The following is a 24,650-nucleotide window of genomic DNA, read 5'->3' on the forward strand; positions in this document are numbered from 1 at the left end:
GAACAGGGATTGATTATCATGAAAACAAAATATCTTTTGGCTGTCAGCGTTGTCAGCCTTTCCACCGCAGGCCTCTTGGCTACACCGGCATCGGCACAGTCCACCGGTACGCGCGATTTCGAAAATGATGTCATCATCGTCACCGGCGGCCGGTCCAGTGATGTGGGCGGAGTAGAAATTCCCAACACGCCGAAGGCGAAACAGGTTCTCGAGGAAGAAATCATCCGGCGCCAGCGGCCCGGCCAGACGGTCAATGATATCGTCAACCTTGTTCCCGGCGTCAGCTTCCAGAACAATGATCCCTGGGGTTCTTCCGGCGGTTCGTTCACCATCCGCGGTTTCAGCGACGACCGCATCTCGCAGACGCTTGACGGCCTGCCGCTCAACGATTCGGGCAACTACGCGCTGTACACCAACCAGCAGGTCGATTCGGAAATCATCGAGCAGGTTAACGTCAACCTGGGCGTGACCGACGTCGACAGCCCGACTGCTTCGGCCGTCGGTGGCACGATCAACCTTCGCACCCGCGAGCCGAGCGACGAATTCAAGCTCACCGGCACGCTTTCGACTGGCAGCACCTTTGCAAAAGGCGATAACGGCAACCGCGACCGTCTATATGTTCGTGGTTTTGGCATGATTGATACCGGCGACATTACCGGTTTCGGTACCAAGGCATTCGTTTCGGCAAGCTATACGCGCTACAACAATCCGTTCAACAATTACGGCATTGTCGAGAAGCAGCAATATAATGGCCGTATCTGGCAGGATATCGGAAGCAACGGCGACTTCATCGCTGTGGCCGGTCACTATAATGAAAACCGGAACAACTTCTTCGGTTCCTTCTCGCTGGACAGCTTCCCGCAGACGCGTGCGGATCGCTTCTATGACATCAACTATCCTTGTACGGTAGAATTGCCGCAAGCCGGAACCGCCCAGAGCGACAACAATTGCGGCGCCGAATTTGACCGTCGTTACAACCCGTCGAACACCGGCAACATCCGCGGTGCGTCGCGCTTCACTCTGACCGACGGCCTGGTTCTTTCGGTCGATCCAAGCTTCCAATATGTAAAAGCCAATGGCGGCGGTGACGAAGAACTGCTCGAGCAGACGCGCAACGTTGGCGGCGTTGAAATGACCGGTTTCATTAGCGGACGTTATTATTTCGGTCGCGACCTCAACGGTGACGGCGATACGCTTGACGAAGTAACCGGTCACGATCCAAGCCAGACCCGCACCCGGCGTTTTGGTGTTATTTCCAACCTCTCCTACGAGCTTAACCCGGACCACCGTTTCCGTCTTGCCTATACTTATGACGATGCCAACCACCGTCAGACGGGCCAGACCTCAGTCGCTCTGTTCAACGGCGAAATCGCCGATGTTTTCCCGGTCAACGATGGTCTGGTTACGGTTGACGGCTTCGAGCTCAACAAGCGCGACCGTCAGTCTTATGCAACCCTGCACCAGATTTCCGGTGAATATCGCGGTACATTCGGTGATCTCACCGCGGTACTCGGTCTGCGCGCACCATTTTTCAAGCGCGAACTGAACCAGAATTGCTACACCACTTCGGCAAGCGGTTTCCTCGATTGCGTGGGCGGCGTCAGCGCGGCCTACGAAGCAGCCAACCCATATAATTATGATGCAGCAACCAACACTGTCACCGGTTCGGCAGTGCCGCAGTCACGCACATATAAATATGACGATATTCTGCCGAACATTGGTCTGACCTACGCTTTCGGCAGCGCATCGGTGTTTGCAAACTATGCCAAGGGGCTTTCGGTCCCGGCTACCGATCCGCTCTATGACTCGCTCTATTTCCCGGAAGATGCTCCGGGCGTACAGCCGGTACCTGAAACAACCGACAGCCTCGATTTGGGTCTCCGGTATCAGAGCGGAAACATCCAGGCACAATTTGCTGGCTGGTACACGCGCTATAACAACCGACTGGCATCTTCCTATGATCCGATTCTCGATGAATCGGTATTCCGGAACCTCGGCCGTGTCGACAAATATGGTCTCGACGCCTCGGTTGCCTGGTCTCCGACACCGGCAACGATGGTCTATGTCTTCGGCTCGATCAACGAATCGGAAATCAAGGACAATGTACAGACCGACGTCTGCTCAGCGACCGACATAACCAATGGCGTTGCCCAGTGCACCGCGGTTGGCGATCCGATCTTTGCCCTCACGGCCGGCAAGAATGAAAGCGGAGCCCCGCTCTGGACCGTTGGTGCACGCGTGCAGCAGCAATTTGGTGACTTCGAACTGGGTGCCCAGGTCAAGCACACCGGCAAGCGCTGGGTGAATGACACCAATGAACGCTCTGTCGGTGGTTACACGCTGGTCGACCTCGACCTGCGCTGGACGATCACGCAGAACCCGTTCGGTGACGATGTTGCGCTACAGCTGAACGTGACCAATCTGTTCGACGAACTCTATGTCGGAGGCTTTGGCGGCGACCTCGATGGCAATTCGCCATTCGTCCAGATCGGCGCACCACGCGCGGCGAGCATCTCGCTGATCTTCGGTTACTAAGCCAAGAAACCAATCCACCCGGTGCGTAGCAGTTTCGCACCGGGGATTTGGAAAGCAGGAATTCGGCGGTGCTGCAGAGTGCCGCCGTTTTTCGTTGGGGGTTCGCGCTCCGCAAGACGCAACGTTCTTTTACGCAACAGTTGCAGGCCGATCCGCCGGCCAATGCTCAAAATGGCTGTGATAGGACGCCCGGCCCGAGAAAACGGGGGCGACGGCTGACTGCCGGAAAAGCTAGTGCACTTCGCTGCGCAGCATCACCTGCTGGGCAACCAGTTTCAGCTGTTGATTGACGCTTTCATCGGTGCATATGCCCTCGCTGAACATGCCGCCCGATGCATTGATGCCGACGCCCAGCGGCGTCGGCCAGCCGCGCAGCGAGTGGACGATCGAGCGCAGCGCCGCCAGGGTGCTGCCTACCGCTTGCCAGCCGTAGGCGGTGACGATCAGGCCGACCGGTATCCCGTCGAGATAAACCCGCGCGTCGGTCGATGTCTCTTCGATATAGTCGATCGCATTCTTGACCAGGCCGGAAACGGTACCGTGATAGCCGGGGCTGGAAATCACAATGCCGTCGGCGCGCCGCACCAGTTCGACCAGATCCTTGCCGGTCTGGTTCAGGCCGGCCGGATCCGAACGGTAATGCGGCAGCGCCATCAGCCGGTCCGATCCGAACAATTCGGTTTCGGCGCCGGCATCTTCGGCGGCTTGCAAAGCAATTCCGAGCGCGACTTCGGTCGAGGAAGTCGGGCTGGTCGTACCGCCAAGCCCGAGGATGAAAGGTTTTTCTGTCTGTTGCACAGGATTGCCATAACGAGGGTTGGTGGGCAATTGCAACGGCCTTGTGCCCTGGCTTTGTTTCTTAATTGACCGATTAAATTTGCGGCATTATGACCGTAGCCAACGGGCGGACTGCGCGCGCTTCTCTTTTCTCAGACCAAAGGAATCTCCCATGCGTAAATTTACCGAAGAACAGCATATGTTCCGCGATGCCTATCGCCGCTTCCTCGCCGACGAGGTCGCGCCGCGGATGGACGAATTCCGCGAAGCCGGCATTGTCGACCGCGAGATATTCAAAAAGGCGGGCGACCAAGGCTTTCTGATGATCTGGCCGGACGAGAAATATGGCGGCATGGGCGACAATGATTTCCGTTACGAGCAGGTCATTATCGAGGAAACCGTGCGGGCGGGCTGCGCCGAATGGTATAATACGCTGCACAGCCGGCTGGTCGGACCCTATTTGCAGAATATCGGCAATGAAGAACAGCGCGAGCGTTTCTTGCCGAAATGCGTCAGCGGTGAAACGATCCTTGCTGTTGCTATGACCGAACCGGGTGCCGGCAGCGATCTGTCCGGCATGAAGTCCATGGCAAAGGATATGGGCGATCACTGGCTGCTCAACGGATCGAAAACCTATATTTCCAACGGCATCAACGCCGACGTGGTCATTGTCGCGGCCAAGATCGACGGGGTTGATGACAAGCATGCGATGGTGCTGCTGATCGTCGAGCGCGGCATGGAAGGCTTCGAACGCGGCCAGAATCTGGAGAAGATCGGCCTGCACGCGCAGGACACGGCAGAGCTGTTTTTCAACAATGTCAAAATCCCCAAGGAAAATACGCTGGGGACGCCGGGCAAGGGCTTCATCCATCTGATGGAAGGACTGGCCGAGGAACGGCTGATCGGGATGGTCGGCTATGCCGCATCGGCGCGGCGGGCATTTGACGTGACACGCGAATTTGTCATGGAACGGGATGTTTTCGGCAAAAAATTGTCGGATATGCAGAATACCCAGTTCAAAATGGCCGAAATGGACGCAAAAATCGACATGTTCCAGGTCTATGTCGACCATTGTATCGACATCCACAACCAGGGCGGGCTGACCGCCAATATCGCCGCCAAAGGCAAGATGCTGGGTAGCGAGATCGAGTGGGAAATGGCCGATCTCGGGCTGCAGCTGCACGGCGGCGCCGGCTATATGAAGGAATATGAAATCAGCCGGATCTTCACCGACGCCCGGATGAGCCGCATCTACGCCGGGTCGAGCGAGATCATGCGCTACATCATCGGCCGTGACGTTTTCAGCCAGAAATATCAATCTATCCTCGAATAGTTTATAGCGGAATAGCGTCGGTCAGGGGGCGAGTCGCCCTCTGACCAGGTTGACGTTTACGTAAACTGCTTGACTGTGTTGCACTGCACCATTAGCATTGCGCAACACTTTTCCAATTCTTCCAGCGAGAGGAACCCAAATGACCGAAGCCTTTATCTATGACGCAGTGCGATCCCCACGCGGCAAGGGCCGCAATGATGGCGCCCTGCATGAAATCACCGCTCTCGATCTGTCGGCCCAGGTGCTGGCATCGATCAATGACCGCAACGAGCTTGAAGGCCATGAAGTCGAGGATATCGCCTTTGGCTGCGTCTCTCCCGTGGGTGAACAGGGCGCAGTCATCAGCCGCATGGCGGCGCTGAAAGCCGGCTATGCCGACACCACCTCGGCAATCCAGGTCAACCGCTTCTGCGGGTCCGGTCTGGAAGCGGTGAATATCGCGGCCGGCAAGGTCTGCTCCGGCGAAACCGATCTGGCCGTCGGCGGCGGCATCGAATCCATGTCCCGCATCCCGATGGGCAGTGACGGTCTCGGCGGCATGGCCGATCCCTCTCTCGTCTTTCAGGAATATTTCGTGCCGCAGGGCATTTCCGCCGATCTGATCGCCACCAAATATGGCTATAGCCGCGATGATGTCGACGCCTATGCCGTCGAAAGCCAGAAACGCGCTGCCAAGGCCTGGGACGAGAAGCGCTTTGCCAAATCGATCCTGCCGATCCGTGATGTCATCGGTGAAGTCGTGCTCGACCATGACGAACTGATGCGCCCCGAAACCGACATGCAATCGCTCGGCGCGCTCGGCCCCGCATTCCAGATGATGGGCGAACAGATGCCCGGCTTTGACGATGTCGCGATTCTCAAGCATCCCGAGGTCGAGAAGATCAACCATGTCCATCATGCCGGCAATAGCTCCGGTATCGTCGACGGTTCGGCCGCCGTCCTCATCGGCAATGAAAAAGCCGCCGAAAAATACAGTCTCAAACCGCGCGCCCGGATCATTTCGATGGCTTCCATCGGTTCGGAACCGACAATCATGCTGACCGGACCCGAATTCGCAGCGAAAAAGGCGCTCGAACGCGCCGGCATGACCGCGAAGGACATTGATCTGTGGGAACTGAACGAAGCCTTTGCTGCCGTCGTCCTGCGCTTCATGGACGCAATGAATGTCGACCATAGCGACATCAACGTCAACGGCGGCGCGATCGCCATGGGCCATCCGCTCGGCGCGACCGGCGCGATGATCCTCGGCACCGCGCTCGACGAGCTCGAACGCTCCGGCAAGTCCACCGCTCTTTCGACGCTGTGCATCGGCGGCGGCATGGGTATCGCTACGATTATCGAGCGCGTGAACTAGGAACACAGATTGCAGTGCCCCTGCGCAGGCAGGGGCCCATCTCCCGTTCGTGCCAGGCACAACAATCCGGAGATGGACTCCTGCCTTCGCAGGAGAACAGGAAAGGAAAAAACATGAGCTACGAAACACTGACAGTCGACATCGACAGCGACGGCATCGCCCTCGTCACCATCGACCTGCCCGGCCAGTCGATGAACGTCTGGAACCAGGCGCTGATCGCCGATTTCAAGGGATTCACCGAAGAGCTGATCAGCGATGACGCGATCAAGGGCGCGGTAATCACTTCGGGCAAGAAATCCGGCTTCCTCGCCGGTGCCGATCTCAACATGCTCGGAGCATCCAAGGCCGACAGCATGGCCGAAGCGTTTGAAAGCGCATGGGAACTGAACGGCTTGTTGCGCCGCATGGAAACCGGCGGCCATACGGCGAAGGAACTGCTCAAGGGCACCGCCCACGCCAAGCCGGTGGCCTGTGCGCTGAACGGCCTCGCCCTCGGCGGTGGTCTGGAACTGGCACTCGCCTGCCATTATCGTGTGTGCGCCGACTATCCGAAAATCCAGCTCGGCCTGCCCGAAGTGCAGGTTGGCCTGCTGCCAGGCGGCGGCGGCACCCAGCGCCTGCCACGTCTCGCAGGCCTGCAGGCCGCCGGCATGGCGATCATGACCGGTCAGCCGATGAACCCGCAGGCTGCGCTCGCGCAGAAGATCGTGGATGAAGTCGTCCCGGCGGACGAAGTCGTTGCCAAGGCCAAAGCATGGGTCAAGGCCAATCCCAAAGCGTCCGCGCCATGGGACAAAAAGGGCTATAAATTCCCCGGTGGCGCAGGATCGATGGATCCCCGCGCTGTGCCACTTTACCTCGGTTCCTCGGCTATCGCGCTGAAGCAGAGCAAGGGCAATTTCGAAGCGGTCAAGGCGATCCTGTCCTGCCTCTATGAAGGTTCGATGTTGCCGATCGACACCGCCCTCCGCGTCGAGAGCAAATATTTCACCAAGCTGCTTGCCGGCCCGCAAGCCAAAAATATGATCCGCACCCTGTTCATCAACAAGCAGGCAGCGGAAAAAGGCGCCGCCCGTCCAAAGGGCGTTCCACCGTCCGACATCAAGACCGTCGGCGTTCTCGGCGCCGGCCTGATGGGCTCAGGCATCACCCATGTCACGGCCAAGGGCGGGATGAATGTCATCGTCCTCGACCGCAATATGGAGGAAGCGCAAAAGGCCATCGATTACAGCCAGAAGATCGTCGACAAGGGCGTGAAGCGCGGCAAGATGACCCAGGAAAAGGCTGATGCCTTCATGGCCCGGATCACCCCGACCGACAATTATGACGATCTGAAAGATGTCGACCTGATCATCGAGGCAGTGTTCGAACGCCCCGATGTCAAAGCCGATGTGATCAAGAAAACCGAAGCGGTCATCGGCAAGGATGTAGTCTTTGCGTCCAACACCTCGACCCTGCCGATCACCGGCCTCGCCAAGAATAGCGAACGGCCCGACCAGTTTATCGGGATGCACTTCTTCTCGCCGGTCGAGAAAATGCCGTTGCTGGAGATCATCCCTGGCGCCGAAACCGGTGACAAGGCTCTGGCCGTCGCGCTCGACTATAATGCGAAAATCCGCAAGGTTCCGATTGTCGTCAAGGACGTCCGCGGCTTCTACACCAACCGCGTCTTCCCGCCTTATGCCAATGAAGCGATGCTGATGGTTGCCGAAGGCGTGAAGCCGGCGCTGATTGAAAATGCCGCCATCGCCATGGGCATGCCGATCGGTCCGCTCGCCGTGGTCGATGAAACGACACTGCAGCTCGGCTATGACATCATGACCTCGACCAAGGAAGAAATGGGCGACGCCTATGTTCCGAGCGGTACCGAGGATCTGATGGAAATCATGGTCAACAAGATCGACCGGCGTGGCCGACGCTTTGGCGGTGGTTTCTACGAATATGCCGAAGACGGTTCGAAGAAATTGTGGCCCGGCCTTGCCGACCATTTCCCGCTGGCCGAAGAACAGCCGGCTGTCGAAGAGGTCAAGCAGCGTTTGATGTTCATTCAGCTGATCGCCACAGCGCAATGTTTCGACGAAGGCGTCGTCTCCGATCCGCAATCGGCCGATCTCGGCGCGATCTTCGGCTGGGGCTTCGCCCCATGGACCGGTGGTCCGATGAGCCATATCGACACGATGGGCGTCGATAATTTTGTCCGCATCGCTGACAATCTCGCGCAGAAACATGGCGAACGGTTCAAACCACCGATGAGCTTCCGCGAGAAAGCCGATAAGGGCGAGAGCTTCTACAAAGCGGCTTAAAGTCTGATCAGAATAATATAGGAAAGAGCTCCTTCGGGGGCTCTTTTTTTGCCTCTTAGGACAGGCGCTCGGATAGCGCGTCGAATTTGTCGGAAAGCTGGTCGAGCTTTTGCGCCAGTTGGTCGAACATCGAACTGTCTTTCGCGTCGGCTTTGTCGATCACTCCGTAATGCGACCGGAACAGCGCCACCATCTGCTCCACGACCGGCGCCTGCTCGCGGACCTTGTGGTCTGAGTCCAGGGTCATTTCGATGGACCGCCCGCTATATTCCAGACTGCCGTAAAATATATCGCGCGCCTGCCAAAGCACGGCATCCTGCCGCAATTCCCCGCGATCCTGCCCGCGCAGGAACAGCCGGTCGAAGACCGCGACATATTGCCGCAGATGATCGCGCGATACGCTGACCTCGCTGTTGTTGCGCCGGAGCGCAAAGCTGAGATTGATGAAGTCGGCGTTCAGGATCAGGATGTTCAGATGATATTGTGCCAGCGCCCGCAGCCGGTCGAAAAAGCCGTCCGCGGCGACTGACGCCATGACCGCCTCGGCTTCCCGGGTCAGCCCGTCCCAGAATTGTTGCAACACCGCGAGCATCAGCTCGGCCTTCGATTCATAATAGCTGTAGATCGTGCCTTCGCCGATCTGCGCCCGGCGCGCTATTTCGGATACCCGCGCCCCGTCGAAGCCATGCTCGACAAAAACGGCGCGGGCGGCATCGAGAATCGCCCGCTCCTTGCGCTCCAGCTTGCTCCGCCGAGTTTCCGGATTGACCGCCTTGGTTGCCAAATTCTGTCCTCTATTGAGCTTGACTCGGATATACCGAGTGCTATTCAATTAGCCTTTGCGGACTCGCCGTGTCAAATAGTCAATGGTTCGCTCGGTAAAATCGGAAAGAGGCGCTGCACCAATGCCCCAGTTCAAATCCAAGATTGTCACCGGTTCGGAGAGCTTTGCCCAGAATCGCAAGGACATGCTGGCACTGATCGATCATTTGCGGTCGCTGGAAAAGCGTGCGGTAGAAGCATCGGAAAAACGGCGGCCGACTTTCGAAAAACGCGGCCAGCTGACCCCGCACGAACGGTTGAAACGCCTGCTCGATCCCGGCATGCCGTGGCTGCAGCTTTACAATATGGCCAATTATCTGGTCGAGGACAGCAATCCCGACACCAGCATTCCAGGCGGCAGCGTGATATTGGGAATCGGTTTTGTCAAAGGCGTGCGCTGCATGATCTGGGTCGATGACAGCGGCATCCGGGCTGGTGCTGCGACGACCGGTGGCTGGGACGCCAGCAAGGGCGCGCAGAAAATTGCGCAAGACCTGAAAATGCCATTCATCCATCTGGTCGAAAGCGCTGGCGCGAACCTGATGGAATATAAGGTCGAGCTATGGGCACACGGCGGCATGTTGTTCCGTAATCTCGCCTGGCTGAGCGCAGCGGGTATCCCGACGATGGTGGTGCTGCACGGCCCTTCGACCGCGGGCGGCGCTTATATGCCGGGCATGTCTGACTATGTCATCGGCGTTCGCGACAATGGCATGGCGGCGCTTGGCGGCGCTGCGCTGGTCCATGCGGCCACCGGTGAAGTGGCGGACGATCGCGAACTCGGTGGTACCGAAATGCACGCTTCGACCACGGGCAGCGTGGAATATCTCGCCGATGACGATGCCCACGGCATTGCTATCGCGCGTGAGACGATGGCCCGCCTCGACTGGAACAAGAATACAAGGCCGATCCGACGCAATGACTATGAAGAACCGGTCTATGATATAGACGAGATCGCCGGTATAGTACCAGTCGACTATACCATACCCTATGATGTCCGCGAGGTAGCCGCGCGGATCGTCGACGGGTCGGACTTCGAGGAATTCAAACCACGCTATGGCCAGGGTACCGTCTGCATGCAGGCAAGCATCATGGGCCATGCGGTCGGCCTGATCGGCAATAACAGCCCGTTCGATCCCGAAGCGGCGGCCAAGGCCACGCATTTCTTCCAGCTTTGTGACCAGTCCGAGCTGCCGATCATCTTCCTCAACAACACCACCGGCTATATTGTCGGTACCGAGTCCGAGCATAAGGGCATGATCAAACTGGGCAGCAAGATGATCCAGGCCGTATCCAATGTCCGGGTCCCGAAACTGGCCCTTTATATTGGCGCCAGCTTTGGTGCCGGCAATTACGGTATGAGCGGCACTGCCTTCGAACCCGACTTTCTGTTCAGCTGGCCCAATGCGAAAACTGGCGTCATGGCGGGTGCTTCGGCGGCCAATACGATGAGCCATGTCGCCCGGGTGCAGGCCAAGCGCAAAGGCATCGAACCCGACGAAGAAGCGATCGCCAAGCAGGAACAGCGTATCAAGGATATTTTCGAAGCGCAGGAAAGCGCCTTCTTTACCTCCGGCCGGATACTCGACAATGGCGTGATCGATCCGCGCGATACGCGCAAGGTGCTGGGCTTTGCGCTGGAGACGATTTTCGAGGCGCAGAACCGGACGCTTCATCCCAATGCTTTCGGGGTGGCGCGGATATGAGAATCGTGGAGTCATTCACGCTGTGCTCCGCACTTGATGCGGAGCTCTCGCGGCGCAGCGCTGCCGACGCCAGGGCTCCGGCTCGGGGGCCGGAGCACAGAACGGGATACAGGATATGACCGACCTTCCACAAACCGAGACGCTCGAACTTGAGCTGCGCCAAGGCTGGCTCACCATCTGGTTCAACCAGCCGGAAAATCGCAATGCGTTGAGCGACGCATTGGTAGCGGAACTGGCCGGCGTGTTGAAAAGCGTTCGCGATGATCGTGCAGTACGCGGGATCACCCTGCGGGGACGCGGCGGCGTATTTTGCGCCGGAGCGGATCTCAAGAATTTCAAAGAGAATTTCCAGAAGAGCGGCGACCGCGCGGCGATCATCAAGATGTCGAGCAGCGCAGCGGAGATTTTCGACCTGGTGAACAGCGCGCCACAGGTTGTGATCGTGCTGATCGAGGGCGCAGCGATGGCGGGCGGCTTTGGTCTGAGCTGCTGCGCCGATGTCGTGATTTGCGAAAGCGGCGCACGCTTTGCAATGACCGAGGCTGCTATCGGAGTCACTCCGGCGCAGATTTCGCCCTTTGTGATCCAGAAGCTGGGCTATGCGACTGGCCGCCGCTTGATGCTGACCGCCGCACGGTTCGATGGAGCGGAAGCCCATAAGCTTGGCTTTGCCGATTTCATCGCTGATGATGTGCCGGGCCTTGAGGCGATCGAAATGCAGCTGCGCAAACAGGTGCTGGGCGCAGCTCCGGGTGCGGTGGCCGCGACCAAAGAACTGCTTGGACAGATTGCCGGAAAACCGCGCGACGAAGTGATCCGCTTGGCCGCGGAGAATTTTGCCGATCGCATGGTAAGCGACGAAGCCAAGGAAGGCGTCGCCAGTTTCTTCGAGAAGCGCAAGCCCAATTGGGTGGTTAAGCCGGAATGAGAAATCAGCGCCTCTGCATAATCGTCATCCTGGACTTTTTTCAGGACCTTTCCCGTTCATCATCTCACGAGATGCTGAAACCAGTTCAGCATGACGAGGTTTACACATGACCCGAATCAACACTCTCCTGGTCGCCAATCGCGGCGAAATCGCCTGCCGGGTGATGCGCACCGCCAAGACGCAGGGCATGCGCACCGTCGCGGTCTATTCCGATGCGGATGCCGACGCGCCCCATGTCAAAATGGCGGATGACGCCGTGCATATCGGCCCGGCTCCGGTCAATGAATCCTATCTGCAGATCGACAAGATTATCCAGGCGGCCAAGGACACCGGCGCGGATGCGATTCATCCGGGCTATGGTTTCCTCTCGGAAAACGCCGCCTTTTCCAAAGCCTGCGCCGACGCGAATATCATCTTTGTCGGCCCGCCGGAGAAGGCGATCGATGTCATGGGCGACAAAGCACGGTCGAAGCGGGCGATGATCGCCGCCGGCGTGCCCTGCGTGCCCGGCTATCAGGATGACGACCAGTCGGACGACCGACTGGTTGCCGAAGCAAAGACGATCGGGGTGCCCTTGATGGTCAAGGCGGCCGCTGGCGGTGGCGGGCGCGGCATGCGGCTGGTCCATGATCTGAAAGACGTGCCCAATGCGGTCAAGCTGGCGCGGTCCGAAGCGGAGAATGCCTTCGGCAATGGCGAACTGATTCTCGAGAAAGCGATAATCAAACCGCGCCATGTCGAGATCCAGGTCTTCGCCGACAGCCACGGCAACACCATCCATCTCGGCGAGCGCGACTGTTCGGTTCAACGTCGCCACCAGAAGGTGATCGAGGAAGCCCCTTGTCCTGTCATGACGCCAGAGCTGCGCGCGAAAATGGGCGCGGCTGCGGTGGAGGCGGCAAAAGCGGTCGATTATGTCGGCGCCGGCACAGTGGAGTTTCTGCTCGACCAGGCGGGTAGTTTCTATTTTCTCGAAATGAACACCCGCCTGCAGGTCGAGCATCCGGTGACCGAGGAGATCACCGGTTTCGATCTGGTGGCGCTGCAGCTCAAAGTTGCGTCAGGCGACTTGCTTGGTCTTGAACAAAATGACATCACGCTCACCGGCCATGCAATGGAAGTGCGGCTCTATGCCGAGGACCCGGCGGATGATTTCCTGCCGAGCACCGGCCCGGTCCATCTGTGGAAACCCTCGGCCCTGTCGCGGGTCGACAGCGGCATCGAAAGCGGCGGCGAAGTCTCGCCCTTTTACGATTCGATGGTCGCCAAGATCATCACCCATGGCGCTACCCGCGATGAAGCCCGTCGCCGAATGATCAGGGCGCTCTCGGAAACCACCCTGTTCGGTCCGAAAACCAATCGCGATTTCCTGATCGATGCACTGGACCGGCCCGACTTCGTGAAGGGCGAGGCCACGACCGCCTTTGTCGCCGAAAATTATGGCGAAGACGGAGTCGCTCTCGGCGCGCATGATTTTTCGTCTTATGCGATCGCTGCGGTCATCCATCACAAGCTGCGGCAGCAGGCGGCGCACAAGCTCGCGCTCAACGTCAATCCGGAAATGCTCGACTGGTCGAACACCGGCACGCTGGAAACAGTCACCCAATATGCCGATGGCGAGGATGCCCAGACCCTCCATGTCCATGTCGAGAAGCCCGGCCATTACCGGGTCAGCTCCGGTGAGGAAACGGCCACGATTGAGCTGATCAGCCTGTCCGCAGACCGGGCGAAATTGCGAGTCGACGGCCGTACGGTCGAGACGATCTATTTTGACGACCATCGCACCCTCTATCTGGCGCTGCCCAAGCGGTCATTGACCGTCACCGACCTGACCGGATTCAGCGCCATGGAAGACGCCGGCGGCGGCGGCACCGTGGTCGCACCGATGCACGGGCTGTTGCTCGAGATATTGGTGGAAGCCGGCGCGCGGGTGGCCAAGGGCGACAAGCTAGCGGTGCTCGAGGCGATGAAGATGCAGCATGAAATACTCGCAGAAATTGACGGGACGGTGGAAAGTATCGCGGCAACGGCAGGCGTGCAGATTGCCGCCGACGATCTGATTCTCGAGATTGTCGCGGATGAAGAAAACGACGAGGCATGATAGCGACCGTTCGCCCTGAGCCTGTCGAAGGGCAGCCCGCGCGCACTCATGCTTCGACAAGCTCAGCACGAACGGAGAGACCCACCAATGAACAATAAAATCTGCGACATGCTCGGCATCGAGTTTCCGCTGGTCGCTTTCTCCCATTGCCGCGATGTTGTCGCGGCGGTTTCGAGAGCCGGTGGCATGGGCGTGTTCGGCGGCGTCAATTGTTCCCCGGAGACGCTTGAGGAGGAGCTCAGCTGGATCGACGATCATGTCGATGGCAAGCCTTATGGTCTGGATATTATCGTCCCGAACAAGGTCGAGGGCAAGGGCGAACAGCCGGACCCGGAAGCCGTTCTCGCGTCGATTCCCGACCGGCACAAGCAGTTCACCGATGATATCATGCAGCGTCATGGCGTCGACCCGCAGCGTAGCGCCGAGGATATCGAAGCGGTGCGCCGCGAACAGGTCGCCTTTACCGACAATCTCCGCGGCGGCACCGCAGAAGCGATACTGGAAGTCGCCTTCCGCCATCCAATCAAACTGATCGCCAATGCCTTGGGTATTCCGCCGCAGTTCATGCTGGAAATGGGACAGAGACATGGCGTTCCGGTCGCCGCCCTGGTCGGGACACGAGACCATGCGATGAGTCAGGTTGCTGCCGGTGTCGATATCATCATTGCCGTTGGCGGCGAAGCGGGTGGCCATACCGGCGATATATCGACCATGGTGCTGATCCCCGAGGTCTGCAACGCGCTGTCCCAGATCGGCGATGATACGCCGGTGCTTGCCGCCGGCGGCATTGCCACCGGCGCGCAGATGGCCGCCGCCATGGCGATGGGCGCGAGCGGCGTCTGGTGCGGCTCGGTCTGGCTGACCACGGTCGAGGCGGAAACCAATCCGGTAGTGAAAGAAAAAATGCTCGCTGCCACGTCACGCGACACGGTCCGGGCGCGCTCGCGCACCGGCAAACCGTCGCGGCAATTGCGCTCACCCTGGACCGACGCATGGCAAGCGGAAGGCGCGCCCTCGCCACTGCCGATGCCGTTGCAATCGCTGGTCGCCGAACCGCCGCTGCGGGTGCTCGACAAGCTTAGTCAGGGCGACAATCAGGGCGCGAAGGATCTCGCCACCTATTGGGTCGGGCAAGGCGTCGGCCTGATGAACGAACAGATGACCGCGGGTCAGGTGGTGCAGGGCTTCAAGGAAGATTTTCTCACCGCTTACGAGAGGCTTTCCGCCAACCTGGGCGAATGACAATCCCCTATCCATCCTGAGCTTGTCGAAGACCCGGTTGCATCATATGGTCGCGCGCGCTCTGCAGAGACAGGGTGGGGATTGAGGATCGCATGACAGAAGCAACACAGCCCCTGGCCGGGATCAAGGTCGTCGAGTTTTCCACCATGATCACCGCCTCGCTGGCAACGATGATGTTCGCCCAGCAGGGCGCCGATGTGATCAAGGTCGAGCCGCCGGGTATTGGCGATCCGATGCGCTGGCTCGGCAGCCAGAAGGGTGGCATCTCCGGTCTGTTCCACAATTGCAATCAGGCCAAGCGCTCGATCACCCTCGATCTGAAATCAGCAGAAGATATCGCCCACGCACGCCAGCTTTGTCTGGAGGCGGATGTGGTGATCCACAATTACCGGCCCGGCGTGATGGACCGGCTCGGTCTGGGAAGCAAGGCGCTGCGCCAGGAGAAGCCGGAGCTCGTCTATTGCGCGATCACCGGCTTTGGCCATGAAGGTCCCCTCTCTGGCCGCCCGGCCTATGACCATGTGATGCAGGCGATGGCCGGCTTCATGACCCTGCAGGGCCATCCCGATAGCTTTGCCTATGTCAAAACCCTGATCTGCGACAAGATCACCGCCTATACTGCCGCGCAGGCGATCACCGCCGCCCTGTTCGCCCGCGAACGCGGTGCCGGCGGCCAGCATATCGATCTGTCGATGCTGGAAAGCTGCGTCGCTTTTCTCTGGCCGGACGGCGGGATGCATCTGACGCTGCAAGCCGACGACGTGACCGACGGCGCCCCCTTCGCCGACTATTACCAGCTTCCGCTCCGATCCACGGACGGAGCCATCGCCTATGCCGCGATGACCGACGATCACTGGGCGGCGATATTCGATATCGTCGGTCGCCCGGATCTGAAGACGGAAGAAAAATACCAGGGCATGGCCAACCGCAGCGTCCATATGGCGGAGCTTGCCTCGATCATCGCCGCGCAAAAGCCCGACCTGACCAGCGCCAAAATGGTCGCCGCTCTCGCCGAACATGACGTGCCGGCCGCCCCCTGCCTGGCGCTCGAAGACCTGCCCGCCCACCAGCAGGCCATCGCGATCGGCATATTCGAACAAACAGAACATCCGCTGCTTGGCGCGGTTCAGCATGTTAGTGCGCCGGCCCGTTTTGGTGGTACCAAGCTCGCGCCCTGCGGCCCCAGCCCGGCACTAGGCGAGCACAGCGACGCGATTCTCGCCGAGCTTGCCACACACCGGCAACCATAGACCGCTTCAATCGGATCCTGTCGCCGTGATCTGGTTGCACATGGCTGCAATCTGGCTATTCTCTCCCAAAAAATAAGGAGAGAATCGCATGACCTGGCAGATGGCCGATATCTGGGAGAATATTGCTGCGGCAATTCCCGACAAGCCCGCAATCGTCGATGGCGACAAACGCTATAGCTGGTCCGAATATGAAGAACGGGCGGCCCGGGTCGCGCAAATCCTGACCGACCACGGGCTCAGGCCCGGTGCCAAACTCTCGATCTATTCCTATAATGCGGCGGAATATATGGAAACCCAGTTCGGCGCCTTCAAAGCCCGCGTCACACCGGTCAATGTCAACTATCGCTATCTCGAGGCGGAACTGACCCATGTGATCAACAACAGCGACAGCGAGGCGCTGGTTTTCCAGGCCCAGTTCGCACCAAGGATCGCGACGATCCGTGACCAGCTCGAACGGGTCAGGCTTTTCCTCGAAATCGACGACGGCTCGGGCGAGCATCTTGATGGTGCTCTTGACTATGAAGAGACCTTGCAAAGCACGCAGCCGATGCCGTCGATAGAGCGCTCCAACGATGATATTTACATGCTCTACACCGGCGGCACCACCGGCATGCCCAAAGGGGTGATGTATGATCACAAGAGCTTCGCCACAGCTTTGCTCGCCAAGGGTTTTGAAATGCGCGAAATGGAACCGCCCACCGATGCTTCCGGCTTCGGCGCACTGGTCCAGCAACTCCATGCTGCCGGAGCGACGGGACGTTCGATCCCGGCCTGCCCGCTGATGCACGGCACCGGTATGTGGATCGGCGCGATGGTCCCGCACAGCCTCGGCGGCTGTGTCATATTGTGCAACAACAGCCATTTTGATCCGGCGGCGCTCTGGCAACTGGCGCAGGACGAGAAAGTGACCGATATCACCATCGTCGGTGATGTCTTTGCCAAGCCAATGTTGGCGGCGCTGGAAGCGGCCAAGGCGGCAGGGCAAGCCTTTGATTTATCGTCCCTTCAGTTGATGGGCAGTTCCGGCGTAATGTGGTCAACCGAGGTGAAACGCGGCCTGCTGGGCCATTTGCCGCACATGGCGATCGTCGACAGCATGGGCTCGACCGAAGGCAGCATGGGAACGTCGATCACGACGGTGGAAAATATCGACAGCGACCAGACCGCGAAGTTCGAGATGAACCCTACCACCAGAGTACTGACCGAAGATGGCAAGCCGGTGGTCCCCGGGTCCGGTGAAATGGGGCTAATCTGCAACGGCGGAATGGTGCCGCTCGGCTATTATAAGGATGAAGCGAAAAGCGCCGCGACCTTCAAGACCTTCGATGGCGTGCGTTACTCGATCCCCGGTGACTTTGCGACGGTCGAGCCCGATGGCTCGATCACCCTGCTCGGTCGCGGGTCCGCCTGCATCAACAGCGGCGGCGAGAAAATCTTTCCCGAAGAAGTCGAAGAAGCGCTCAAGACACATGACAGTGTCTACGACTGCCTCGTTGTCGGCGTGCCGGATGACCGCTTCGGACAGATGGTGACGGCGGTCCTGTCGATAGCGGAAGACGCAAGCTTCGACGAAGCAGAACTGAATGAGCATGTCCGCTCCAAACTTGCGGCTTACAAGGCACCGCGTGCCATAATCCTGGTTGACGAGGTGCCACGCGCGGCCAATGGCAAGGCGGGATACAAAGCGGCCAGGGAAATTGCCCTCGATCGGTTGCAGGTGCCGGCCTAGGCCCGCAGAATCGGTGACCAAATGGTTTGCCGACACCTCAGCCATTGACGGACGACGTATGATCGCCGCAAGGAAGACCCGTGATTGTCGAACTCATCCACAACCCGGCTTCCGGCACTTTTAACGAATTGCGGCTGGACGTTTTGTCGCACGCTTTTCAGGCTTGCGGGGCGCAGGTGCGGCTGGGCCGGACCGAAAAAGACGGGCGGTTCGAAATCTTCCCCGAATGCGATCTTGTCTGCGTATCGGGCGGCGACGGCGCCTTGCGGCTGGTGGTCGCATCGATGGTAAGGACCGGTCTCTCGAAACCGCTTTGCGTTTTCCCCGCCGGTACCGTCAATCTGGTTGCCAGGGAACTGGGCTATTCCGACGATCCCGAAATATTCGCTCGCGAAATCATGGCGGGTTATCTGGATAAGCAAGTGGCGCGGCTGGAAGCCCCTCTGATCACCGCGGATGACCAGCCCTTTGTCGCCTGCATCAGCGCAGGCCCGGACGGACAGGCGGTCGCACGGCACAGTCCGGCACTGAAGAAACGGATCGGCGGAGCCGCCTATGCCTGGTCTCTGGTCAAGCTGTTCGGGGACTGGCCCCAACTGCGTTTCACCCTGACGGTGGAAGCGCCCGACGGATCGGAATCACGACTGACGACCGCTGCTTTTTACCTGCTCAAGGCACATCATTATGCCGGCAGCTGGACGCTGGCGCCGTCTGCCGAATTGGCCGCCGATATTTTCCATGTCGTCGCACTGACGCGCGCGCGCCGTCGCGATTTTTTTCGCTTTTTGCTGGCAGCAGCATTGGGCCGCGATCCGGCGCGGCTGGAATTTATCCAGTCGCTGCCTGCGCGCCACGTCTCGATAACGGCCATAGACGAACCGTCCCGACAGGCAGCTTTCCAAGTGGATGGCGATCTGCTTTCCGGGCAAGCCGGAGAGATCAGGATGACCGGGCAGAATATTATTTATTGCCTGCCGCTTCCGACATAAGAGCGCCGGTCTAGGCGGCGCGGCAATGGTCCGCAATCAGATTGACCATCGCCGGCAATTTGCTCGGCGGTAGGTCATGGCCCATGCCTGCTACCAACTCGAACCGCGCATTTTTGACATGGGCGGCGATATCCTCGCCACATGCGAATGGAATGAGCGGGTCGTCTGCGCCGTGGATAACCATTGTCGGTGCGGTGATCCGTCGCGCCACGGGTCGCAGATTGCCGGTGTCGATAATTGCCGCCATCTGGCGTTTCGGGCCGGGCGGGTAGAATCCGCGCTCTTGTGCCAGCTTCATCATTTCGCGCCGTTCGTCTGTCCGGTTACGGCCTTCTTCTGATGCAATCAGCGACGAAAAGGCTAGCCCCAGTTCCAGAGCCTCGTCCGGTGTCCGCGCTTTCGCCCGCGCGGTCTGCAGCAACACCCTGCGGACTTCGGCATCGGCACCGGGCAGGCCGGGACCATTTGTCGATGACATCACCGGCGTGAAGGACAAGACCCGGTCGGCATGGTCCGCAGCGATCAACTGGCCGATCATCCCGCCCATCGAGGCACCGACAATATGGGCCTTGTCGATTTTCAGCGCGTCGAGCACGCCGATTGCGTCTTTCGCCATGTCACTCAGATCATAAGGCGCCATCCGTCGTTTGGGGAAAAAGCGCTTGGCGATCATCTGCCGGATCGGATGTGGTGGCCGCACACCATCAAACTTATAGGAAAGACCGACATCCCGATTGTCGAATCTGACGACTCGAAAACCCTCAGCCACCAGTCCGTTGACGAAATCCATCGGCCAGTAGATCAGCTGTGCGGTATAGCCCATGACCAGCAATATGGCCGGATCCTCGGGGTTGCCGTGATCTTCCACTTCAATATTGATGCCGTTGGCCAAGACTTGCATGTAAATTTCCCGAGCTGCGCAAAAGCCGATTCAGTAACAGAAAGCGCAGAGGTTACAAGAACGGGAGCGCTGTCCCGTTAGGGCGTACTGATCCGGCCTGACATGCTCTTGCCCGTGTTCGCCAAATGGACACTCGATCCGACCGTGACGGCACCCAGTCTCGCGATCTGATTGTCATCATCGACCAGCGCGCGCGCAGCCAGTAGCACCGGCACCCGGATTGCCTGTGCCGAGAGTTTGGCGATGCGCACCGTATAGGCACCATAGGGAACGCCGTCGAACAGGAAAAAGCCGTCAAATTCGGTCTGGGTTTCGCGCACCACCCGCCCTTCGCTGTCGACCAGTTCCAGTCCGACACCGGCAATGGCGCCGCCGCCCCGCCGCACCAGCGTGCCCTCGACCTCGCCGGCGCTGACCAGCGGCAGTTCGACCGTGGTCGCGATTCCGGGCCGTGGCGTGATCACCACGCCGGGCAGGGCCGGCTGCACATAGGGGCTGGACAGGCTGCTGCTGTCGATCCCGATCAGCACTGGCCGAAAAGGCTGCAGATTGTCGATCACCGCTCGACCCTGACCGTCGGTCGCCGTCAAGGCGGCCGAATGGCCCGCGGTCAGTTCGACATTTTCGGCCAGCGGTTCGCCGAGCTGGCGCTTGCCATCCCCGTTTTCGTCATGGAAGACGATCGCCAGTGCCTGGCCGTTATTGGCCAGCTTGTTGCTCGAGAATCGGAATTTTCCGGTCCGCGGATCCGGACCCAGGCTGAAAGCCAGATTAAGGCCGGCCGCCAGCGAGCCGTCAGTAGCGACTTCGGCGGTTGCGGTTAGCGAAAAGCGTTCGAAGCGCCGGACAATTCCGATTCCCGCACGTCCGCGATCCAAGCCGGCATCATAGCCCAGTTCCGCGCGCCAGTCGGAACGCTCGCTAGCACGCCATTCGCCGGTGAAATTGACTTGTTCAAAGCGTTTTTCCGGGGCCACACGATAGATCGCCTCACCACGGAGCCGGACCTTTCCGATCCTGCCATTGGCAAGCAATCGGGCGCTGATACGGTCGGCGCCAGCTGGACCATAATCGCTGAATTGCTGTTCCCAGGCGAGTTCACCGGTAAGCGACAGACGATTGAGATTGAACGACATGCGCCCGGTTATATCCAGGCTGTCACGACCATCGGAGCGCGTTTCATATTGCGCGTCAACATGCACCGGTATGATCCTGCTGCCCAGCCTGAAACTGTGATCAACCGCCAGACTGTGCCGTGACAGGGCGTTTTTCTCTATCTGGTCGGAGATGAACCCGCCTCGCGCCCAGATCGATTCAGCGGTGATATAGCTGTCGCCAAGCTGGCCGAGGATCTGGCCGCGCAGCGCGACACCCCCGTCGAGATTGGAGGCGGCCGAAAGCTCGACCAGGGTAGGCCCCACGGCCCGGCGCACCGACCCTTCGAGATAGTCATGGCGCTTGCCGTCAATTTGCAGGCTGAACAGGGAGGCGGCGACCGAGGTTTTGGCGTTCAGTCCGCGTTCGAGCCCGATCCCGCCGCGCCAACCCGCCTGCCGCGTCGGCAAGAAATCGCCAAGCCGGATCAGATCCTCGCCCGCTTCGTTTATGCCGGCCCAATAATAGGTTTGTTTCGACGGAATTGAGTCGATACCCACCGGAATAACCTTCACATCACGCCTGACTTGCCCCTGGGGGCCGTATAACACCACCTCGAAGCGGTTCTGGCCATAAAGGAGCGGCACATCGATAAATTCATAGCGGCCGTCGGAACGGGTTTCGGCAAAGGCCAGCAACTGGCCGTTACGATAGAGTTCCGCATCCCAACCACTAGGCAGTTCGCCGCGAAAACTGGTTCGGTCGAAGCTGTCAGGTCGTTCGACCGGCCGATTGGTTACAAGTGCCCCGCGTCCCGCAACAGACTGCGAAACCAGCGGCGTAGAAAAGGTCGAGACATCGCCGAGGGCAAAATGGGTGGCCTGCAGCGGACCGAGCAGTTCGCCCTCGGGATCGGTCCGATATGCCCTGACCCTAAGGCTTTCCGGCACGCCTTCCATGTCGGAGGAGAGCCGGGCGTCAAAACTTGCCTTGCCCAGTTCTCCGGATGCATAAAGCTCATATTGCAGGTCGTATTTCTGGCCCGATTGCTTGTCCCGCAGCCCACCGGCCGACACCACCGCATCAACCGACGGTGTTCGCCAGAATTTATAGGATTCTGACGACTGGGGCAGCGCCGAAAGATCGAAACTCTTGCGCGGACGGATTTTCGCAGCCTGTTCCTTGCGCTCCAGCGCCCGCTCGAACGGCAATTTGCTGTCGGATTCGACGGTCAGTAACGCATTCGACAGGTCGGGAACAAATTCGACATCAAACCAGTCAGACAGGCTTTTCACATCGACACACCAGCCCTCGGGCACATCGTAAATCTGGCCCGGTCTTATTTTTTGTCGCTCGTTCACCTTTTGTACCGATGCGCTGTCACGATCGATGGTCAATGTCTGGCTCTCCGAAAAAATCCAGCCAGTTGCGCGGCGCGACTTTTTGTCGAGGCGGAGCGGAACATCCATCGCCATGATCATATCGGCAAGATCAACGCATATGCCCTTGTCGGTCTGATAGCCCCGGACCCCGTCACCAAGGCGAAAATTGCCGGCACGCAGGTCAAATAGCAGGGCATCATCGTCACTGGCCGACCAGATGCTGGCCGACGCCGCCGCCGGAAACAGCGAAGCCGCGGAGATCGCAAGGATCCCCGCAGCCTTGACCAGTGCTTTGAAGCCCCGGCCGATTATATCAGATCGCTGTATCATGGCCTACATCATGACTTTGTGACCGCTTGGAGCCACATTAAGTCACTGATATAAGTATCTTATCGTAGCACCATATCGGTTTTGGCAATCAGGCCTCCGCCAGCATTGGCGGTCTCGTGATATTCCACCGTGATCGGTCCGGTAAGCTGGGCAGCTATTTCCGGCGGCACCGGAAGGGTCACCGTCCGCTTGGCCACTTCCGGATAGACAGCGATGCCGCGGGCGACCATGACCGGCTCATCCAGTCCTGGCTTGGTGACACGGATTTCACCATAGGTGGAACGATCACCGGTACGGCTCAGATCAAAAGCAAAGGATTGCCCGTCGGAATTCTCGACCATGCGACCGTTGGCGATGGCGGCAGTGGCCTGCAAATTGCCGTAACGGACTATGACCGGGATGGTTACACCGTAGATCGGCGTGAGCGCGATCGTCATGCCGCCCTCCGACACCGCTTGCTCGGTCACCGAGCGCGCTTTCGGGATCGCCCGAAAAAGCAGATGGACCCGATATTCGCCGTCAGCCAGACCATCGGGTGCCCTGACGCCAAGACGTATGGCTTGAGGCTGGTTCGGTGGTAGAGTTACCCGGCGCGGTGCATAGCGAATCATCGCCTTTGCCGCCGCCTCCATCTCGTTTACCTGCTCGTCCGACACATCTTCCAGACGGCCTTCGGCATTCATGCGTCGCAGCTCGAGGGAAATACGGTAGGTTGCGGTTTCGGAGCCGATATTGTTCAGGATCACTTCGGTGCCGCGCTGCCCGTCCAGCACAACACGCGTGGGAGCGACCAGAAGATCGCCCGCGGCATGGGCCGGTGCAGATTATAATGAAATAACGGACGCCATCGCGCCCATGATGATGCTAAATTTTCGAAACGTTCTGAAACCCTGAATGGTCATGATATTCTCCGCCTTGCTGGTCATACGGACAGGCCGGCTATTCCAAGCCGGTTCCCACATGCTCCTTATGCGCAAAGAGGGTTACCAAAGCGCTAACCATGATCGATATTGCCGGCCGCGCGCGGCAGGCGACAGCAGAAGAACGAAAGGCCCGCCTGCAACCTGGGCTGCAGACGGGCCTTTTGCGTCGTAAACTGCGAGCGGGTCTGGGCCCGCTCGATCAGTTTTTACTGATAGTCAACGGATACGCTGAAAGTACCGGAATAGGCACCATCGGCCTGGTTTGCCGCAACGCTCAACGTGCCACCGACAGCGAAACTGTCTGTTCCGTCGAGAACGAGCGTGGAATCGCTTGATGTCAGGGCGGCGGTCATGGTGCCGCTAGGGCCGGTCAGGGTTACAGACGGATCGACCGAAATGTCGACGGTCTCGCCGGACGTGCCGTTGATGGTAAAGCCGGCAGCGGTGGTCGTTCCCGAGCAAACCAGTCCGGTACCGCAGGTCGACACACCACCGGTGCTGACAACGACGGTTGAGGCAGTCGCGCCGGTGATGATCGTACCGAAGTTGAGGTCGACATCGTTGGAATCGACGGTTACCTGTTTGAGAATATTTGCCCGTGCATCGGCAGAGGCAGTGGCAGCTTCAGCTGCATTAGCACCCACGACAGACGCCAAGAGCACGGAAGAAGCCAAAGCGGCTTTCATAAATTTCGACATAGTTACTGGTCCCTATAGTTCGTTTCATTGTTGAAAGGACACATGCGGTGTAGTCAGACCAAACCCACTGGACTGCTATCGCCTGTGTCAACATTCAGATGCTCTTATCCTAGGGAAAGAATAAGGCTTTGCTGTAAGACATGGTTAATTTTTTCCTAACCATATAAAACTTTGTAAAATATGGATTAATTGGGGTTAACGCAGTCGTTACCCTGTGGTCTGCACAGCGAATCTGGCGACAATTTTACGCGA

Annotated in this window: 17 protein-coding genes; 11 read left to right on the forward strand and 6 right to left on the reverse strand. The window is 59.0% G+C overall.

Annotation, left to right across the window (positions count from 1 at the left end):
• Positions 1 to 18: 18 nt before the first annotated feature.
• Positions 19 to 2,535: a TonB-dependent receptor gene (locus tag BOSE62_RS12030; RefSeq protein ID WP_159646532.1), complete on the forward strand. Its 2,517-nt coding sequence runs from the start codon at positions 19 to 21 to the stop codon at positions 2,533 to 2,535.
• Between the two features lie 231 nt (positions 2,536 to 2,766).
• Here the strand turns inward: BOSE62_RS12030 and BOSE62_RS12035 are convergent, their stop codons facing one another.
• Positions 2,767 to 3,333: an NADPH-dependent FMN reductase gene (locus BOSE62_RS12035; protein WP_159646534.1), complete on the reverse strand. Its 567-nt coding sequence runs from the start codon at positions 3,331 to 3,333 to the stop codon at positions 2,767 to 2,769.
• Positions 3,334 to 3,484: 151 nt separating this feature from the next.
• On the opposite strand from BOSE62_RS12035, the gene BOSE62_RS12040 reads away from it, so the two are divergent.
• From BOSE62_RS12040 to BOSE62_RS12050, 3 genes are all read left to right on the forward strand, one after another.
• Positions 3,485 to 4,645 carry an acyl-CoA dehydrogenase family protein gene (locus BOSE62_RS12040; protein WP_159646536.1) on the forward strand — a complete coding sequence of 387 codons (1,161 nt, stop codon included), beginning with the start codon at positions 3,485 to 3,487 and terminating at the stop codon, positions 4,643 to 4,645.
• Positions 4,646 to 4,784: 139 nt separating this feature from the next.
• The gene (locus BOSE62_RS12045) at positions 4,785 to 5,999 is read left to right on the forward strand and encodes an acetyl-CoA C-acetyltransferase (protein ID WP_159646538.1); all 1,215 of its coding nucleotides are present in this window, start codon (positions 4,785 to 4,787) and stop codon (positions 5,997 to 5,999) included.
• A 113-nt stretch (positions 6,000 to 6,112) separates the two neighbouring features.
• Positions 6,113 to 8,302, forward strand: a complete 2,190-nt coding sequence (locus BOSE62_RS12050; protein WP_159646540.1) for a 3-hydroxyacyl-CoA dehydrogenase NAD-binding domain-containing protein — start codon at positions 6,113 to 6,115, stop codon at positions 8,300 to 8,302.
• A gap of 55 nt (positions 8,303 to 8,357) precedes the next feature.
• Here the strand turns inward: BOSE62_RS12050 and BOSE62_RS12055 are convergent, their stop codons facing one another.
• Positions 8,358 to 9,086: a TetR/AcrR family transcriptional regulator gene (locus BOSE62_RS12055; RefSeq protein ID WP_159646542.1), complete on the reverse strand. Its 729-nt coding sequence runs from the start codon at positions 9,084 to 9,086 to the stop codon at positions 8,358 to 8,360.
• A 121-nt stretch (positions 9,087 to 9,207) separates the two neighbouring features.
• Here BOSE62_RS12055 and BOSE62_RS12060 point away from each other — a divergent pair, with 121 nt between their 5' ends.
• From BOSE62_RS12060 to BOSE62_RS12090, 7 genes are all read left to right on the forward strand, one after another.
• Positions 9,208 to 10,830 carry an acyl-CoA carboxylase subunit beta gene (locus BOSE62_RS12060; protein ID WP_159646544.1) on the forward strand — a complete coding sequence of 541 codons (1,623 nt, stop codon included), beginning with the start codon at positions 9,208 to 9,210 and terminating at the stop codon, positions 10,828 to 10,830.
• Between the two features lie 115 nt (positions 10,831 to 10,945).
• The gene (locus tag BOSE62_RS12065) at positions 10,946 to 11,758 is read left to right on the forward strand and encodes an enoyl-CoA hydratase/isomerase family protein (protein WP_159646546.1); all 813 of its coding nucleotides are present in this window, start codon (positions 10,946 to 10,948) and stop codon (positions 11,756 to 11,758) included.
• A 106-nt stretch (positions 11,759 to 11,864) separates the two neighbouring features.
• Positions 11,865 to 13,859 (forward strand): acetyl-CoA carboxylase biotin carboxylase subunit, encoded by a 1,995-nt coding sequence (locus BOSE62_RS12070; protein WP_159646548.1) that lies wholly within the window; start codon positions 11,865 to 11,867, stop codon positions 13,857 to 13,859.
• An 87-nt stretch (positions 13,860 to 13,946) separates the two neighbouring features.
• Entirely contained in the window at positions 13,947 to 15,101 is a 1,155-nt protein-coding gene (locus tag BOSE62_RS12075; RefSeq protein ID WP_159646550.1) for an NAD(P)H-dependent flavin oxidoreductase, read from the forward strand.
• A 92-nt stretch (positions 15,102 to 15,193) separates the two neighbouring features.
• Positions 15,194 to 16,351, forward strand: a complete 1,158-nt coding sequence (locus BOSE62_RS12080) for a CaiB/BaiF CoA transferase family protein (protein ID WP_159646552.1) — start codon at positions 15,194 to 15,196, stop codon at positions 16,349 to 16,351.
• Positions 16,352 to 16,439: 88 nt separating this feature from the next.
• Complete coding sequence (locus tag BOSE62_RS12085) at positions 16,440 to 18,080, forward strand: acyl-CoA synthetase (protein ID WP_159646554.1); 1,641 nt, start codon at positions 16,440 to 16,442, stop codon at positions 18,078 to 18,080.
• 80 nt (positions 18,081 to 18,160) lie between these two features.
• Positions 18,161 to 19,069, forward strand: coding sequence for a diacylglycerol/lipid kinase family protein (locus BOSE62_RS12090; RefSeq protein WP_159646556.1), 909 nt, complete (start codon positions 18,161 to 18,163; stop codon positions 19,067 to 19,069).
• 10 nt (positions 19,070 to 19,079) lie between these two features.
• Here BOSE62_RS12090 and BOSE62_RS12095 read toward each other — a convergent pair whose 3' ends face one another.
• The 4 genes from BOSE62_RS12095 to BOSE62_RS12110 form a co-directional block, all read right to left on the reverse strand.
• A complete protein-coding gene (locus BOSE62_RS12095; RefSeq protein WP_159646558.1) occupies positions 19,080 to 19,970 on the reverse strand; it encodes an alpha/beta fold hydrolase in 891 nt (296 codons plus the stop codon).
• 77 nt (positions 19,971 to 20,047) lie between these two features.
• The gene (locus BOSE62_RS12100) at positions 20,048 to 22,777 is read right to left on the reverse strand and encodes an MSCRAMM family protein (RefSeq protein WP_159646559.1); all 2,730 of its coding nucleotides are present in this window, start codon (positions 22,775 to 22,777) and stop codon (positions 20,048 to 20,050) included.
• A 59-nt stretch (positions 22,778 to 22,836) separates the two neighbouring features.
• Positions 22,837 to 23,550, reverse strand: a complete 714-nt coding sequence (locus BOSE62_RS12105) for a molecular chaperone (protein WP_236554001.1) — start codon at positions 23,548 to 23,550, stop codon at positions 22,837 to 22,839.
• A 356-nt stretch (positions 23,551 to 23,906) separates the two neighbouring features.
• On the reverse strand, positions 23,907 to 24,344 hold the full coding sequence (locus BOSE62_RS12110; protein WP_236554003.1) for a DUF4402 domain-containing protein: 438 nt from the start codon (positions 24,342 to 24,344) through the stop codon (positions 23,907 to 23,909).
• Positions 24,345 to 24,650 lie beyond the last annotated feature (306 nt).

The organism is Sphingorhabdus sp. 109 (assembly GCF_902506555.1).
Taxonomy (GTDB): domain Bacteria; phylum Pseudomonadota; class Alphaproteobacteria; order Sphingomonadales; family Sphingomonadaceae; genus Parasphingorhabdus.

Excerpts from the sequence above, each read along its gene's own strand:
- BOSE62_RS12030 (WP_159646532.1), top strand. The coding sequence starts at position 19 with ATGAAAACAAAATATCTTTTGGCTGTCAGCGTTGTCAGCCTTTCCACC.
- BOSE62_RS12070 (WP_159646548.1), top strand. The coding sequence starts at position 11,865 with ATGACCCGAATCAACACTCTCCTGGTCGCCAATCGCGGCGAAATCGCC.
- BOSE62_RS12100 (WP_159646559.1), bottom strand. The coding sequence starts at position 22,777 with ATGATACAGCGATCTGATATAATCGGCCGGGGCTTCAAAGCACTGGTC.
- BOSE62_RS12065 (WP_159646546.1), top strand. The coding sequence starts at position 10,946 with ATGACCGACCTTCCACAAACCGAGACGCTCGAACTTGAGCTGCGCCAA.
- BOSE62_RS12075 (WP_159646550.1), top strand. The coding sequence starts at position 13,947 with ATGAACAATAAAATCTGCGACATGCTCGGCATCGAGTTTCCGCTGGTC.
- BOSE62_RS12050 (WP_159646540.1), top strand. The coding sequence starts at position 6,113 with ATGAGCTACGAAACACTGACAGTCGACATCGACAGCGACGGCATCGCC.
- BOSE62_RS12085 (WP_159646554.1), top strand. The coding sequence starts at position 16,440 with ATGACCTGGCAGATGGCCGATATCTGGGAGAATATTGCTGCGGCAATT.
- BOSE62_RS12045 (WP_159646538.1), top strand. The coding sequence starts at position 4,785 with ATGACCGAAGCCTTTATCTATGACGCAGTGCGATCCCCACGCGGCAAG.
- BOSE62_RS12040 (WP_159646536.1), top strand. The coding sequence starts at position 3,485 with ATGCGTAAATTTACCGAAGAACAGCATATGTTCCGCGATGCCTATCGC.
- BOSE62_RS12080 (WP_159646552.1), top strand. The coding sequence starts at position 15,194 with ATGACAGAAGCAACACAGCCCCTGGCCGGGATCAAGGTCGTCGAGTTT.
- BOSE62_RS12060 (WP_159646544.1), top strand. The coding sequence starts at position 9,208 with ATGCCCCAGTTCAAATCCAAGATTGTCACCGGTTCGGAGAGCTTTGCC.
- BOSE62_RS12095 (WP_159646558.1), bottom strand. The coding sequence starts at position 19,970 with ATGCAAGTCTTGGCCAACGGCATCAATATTGAAGTGGAAGATCACGGC.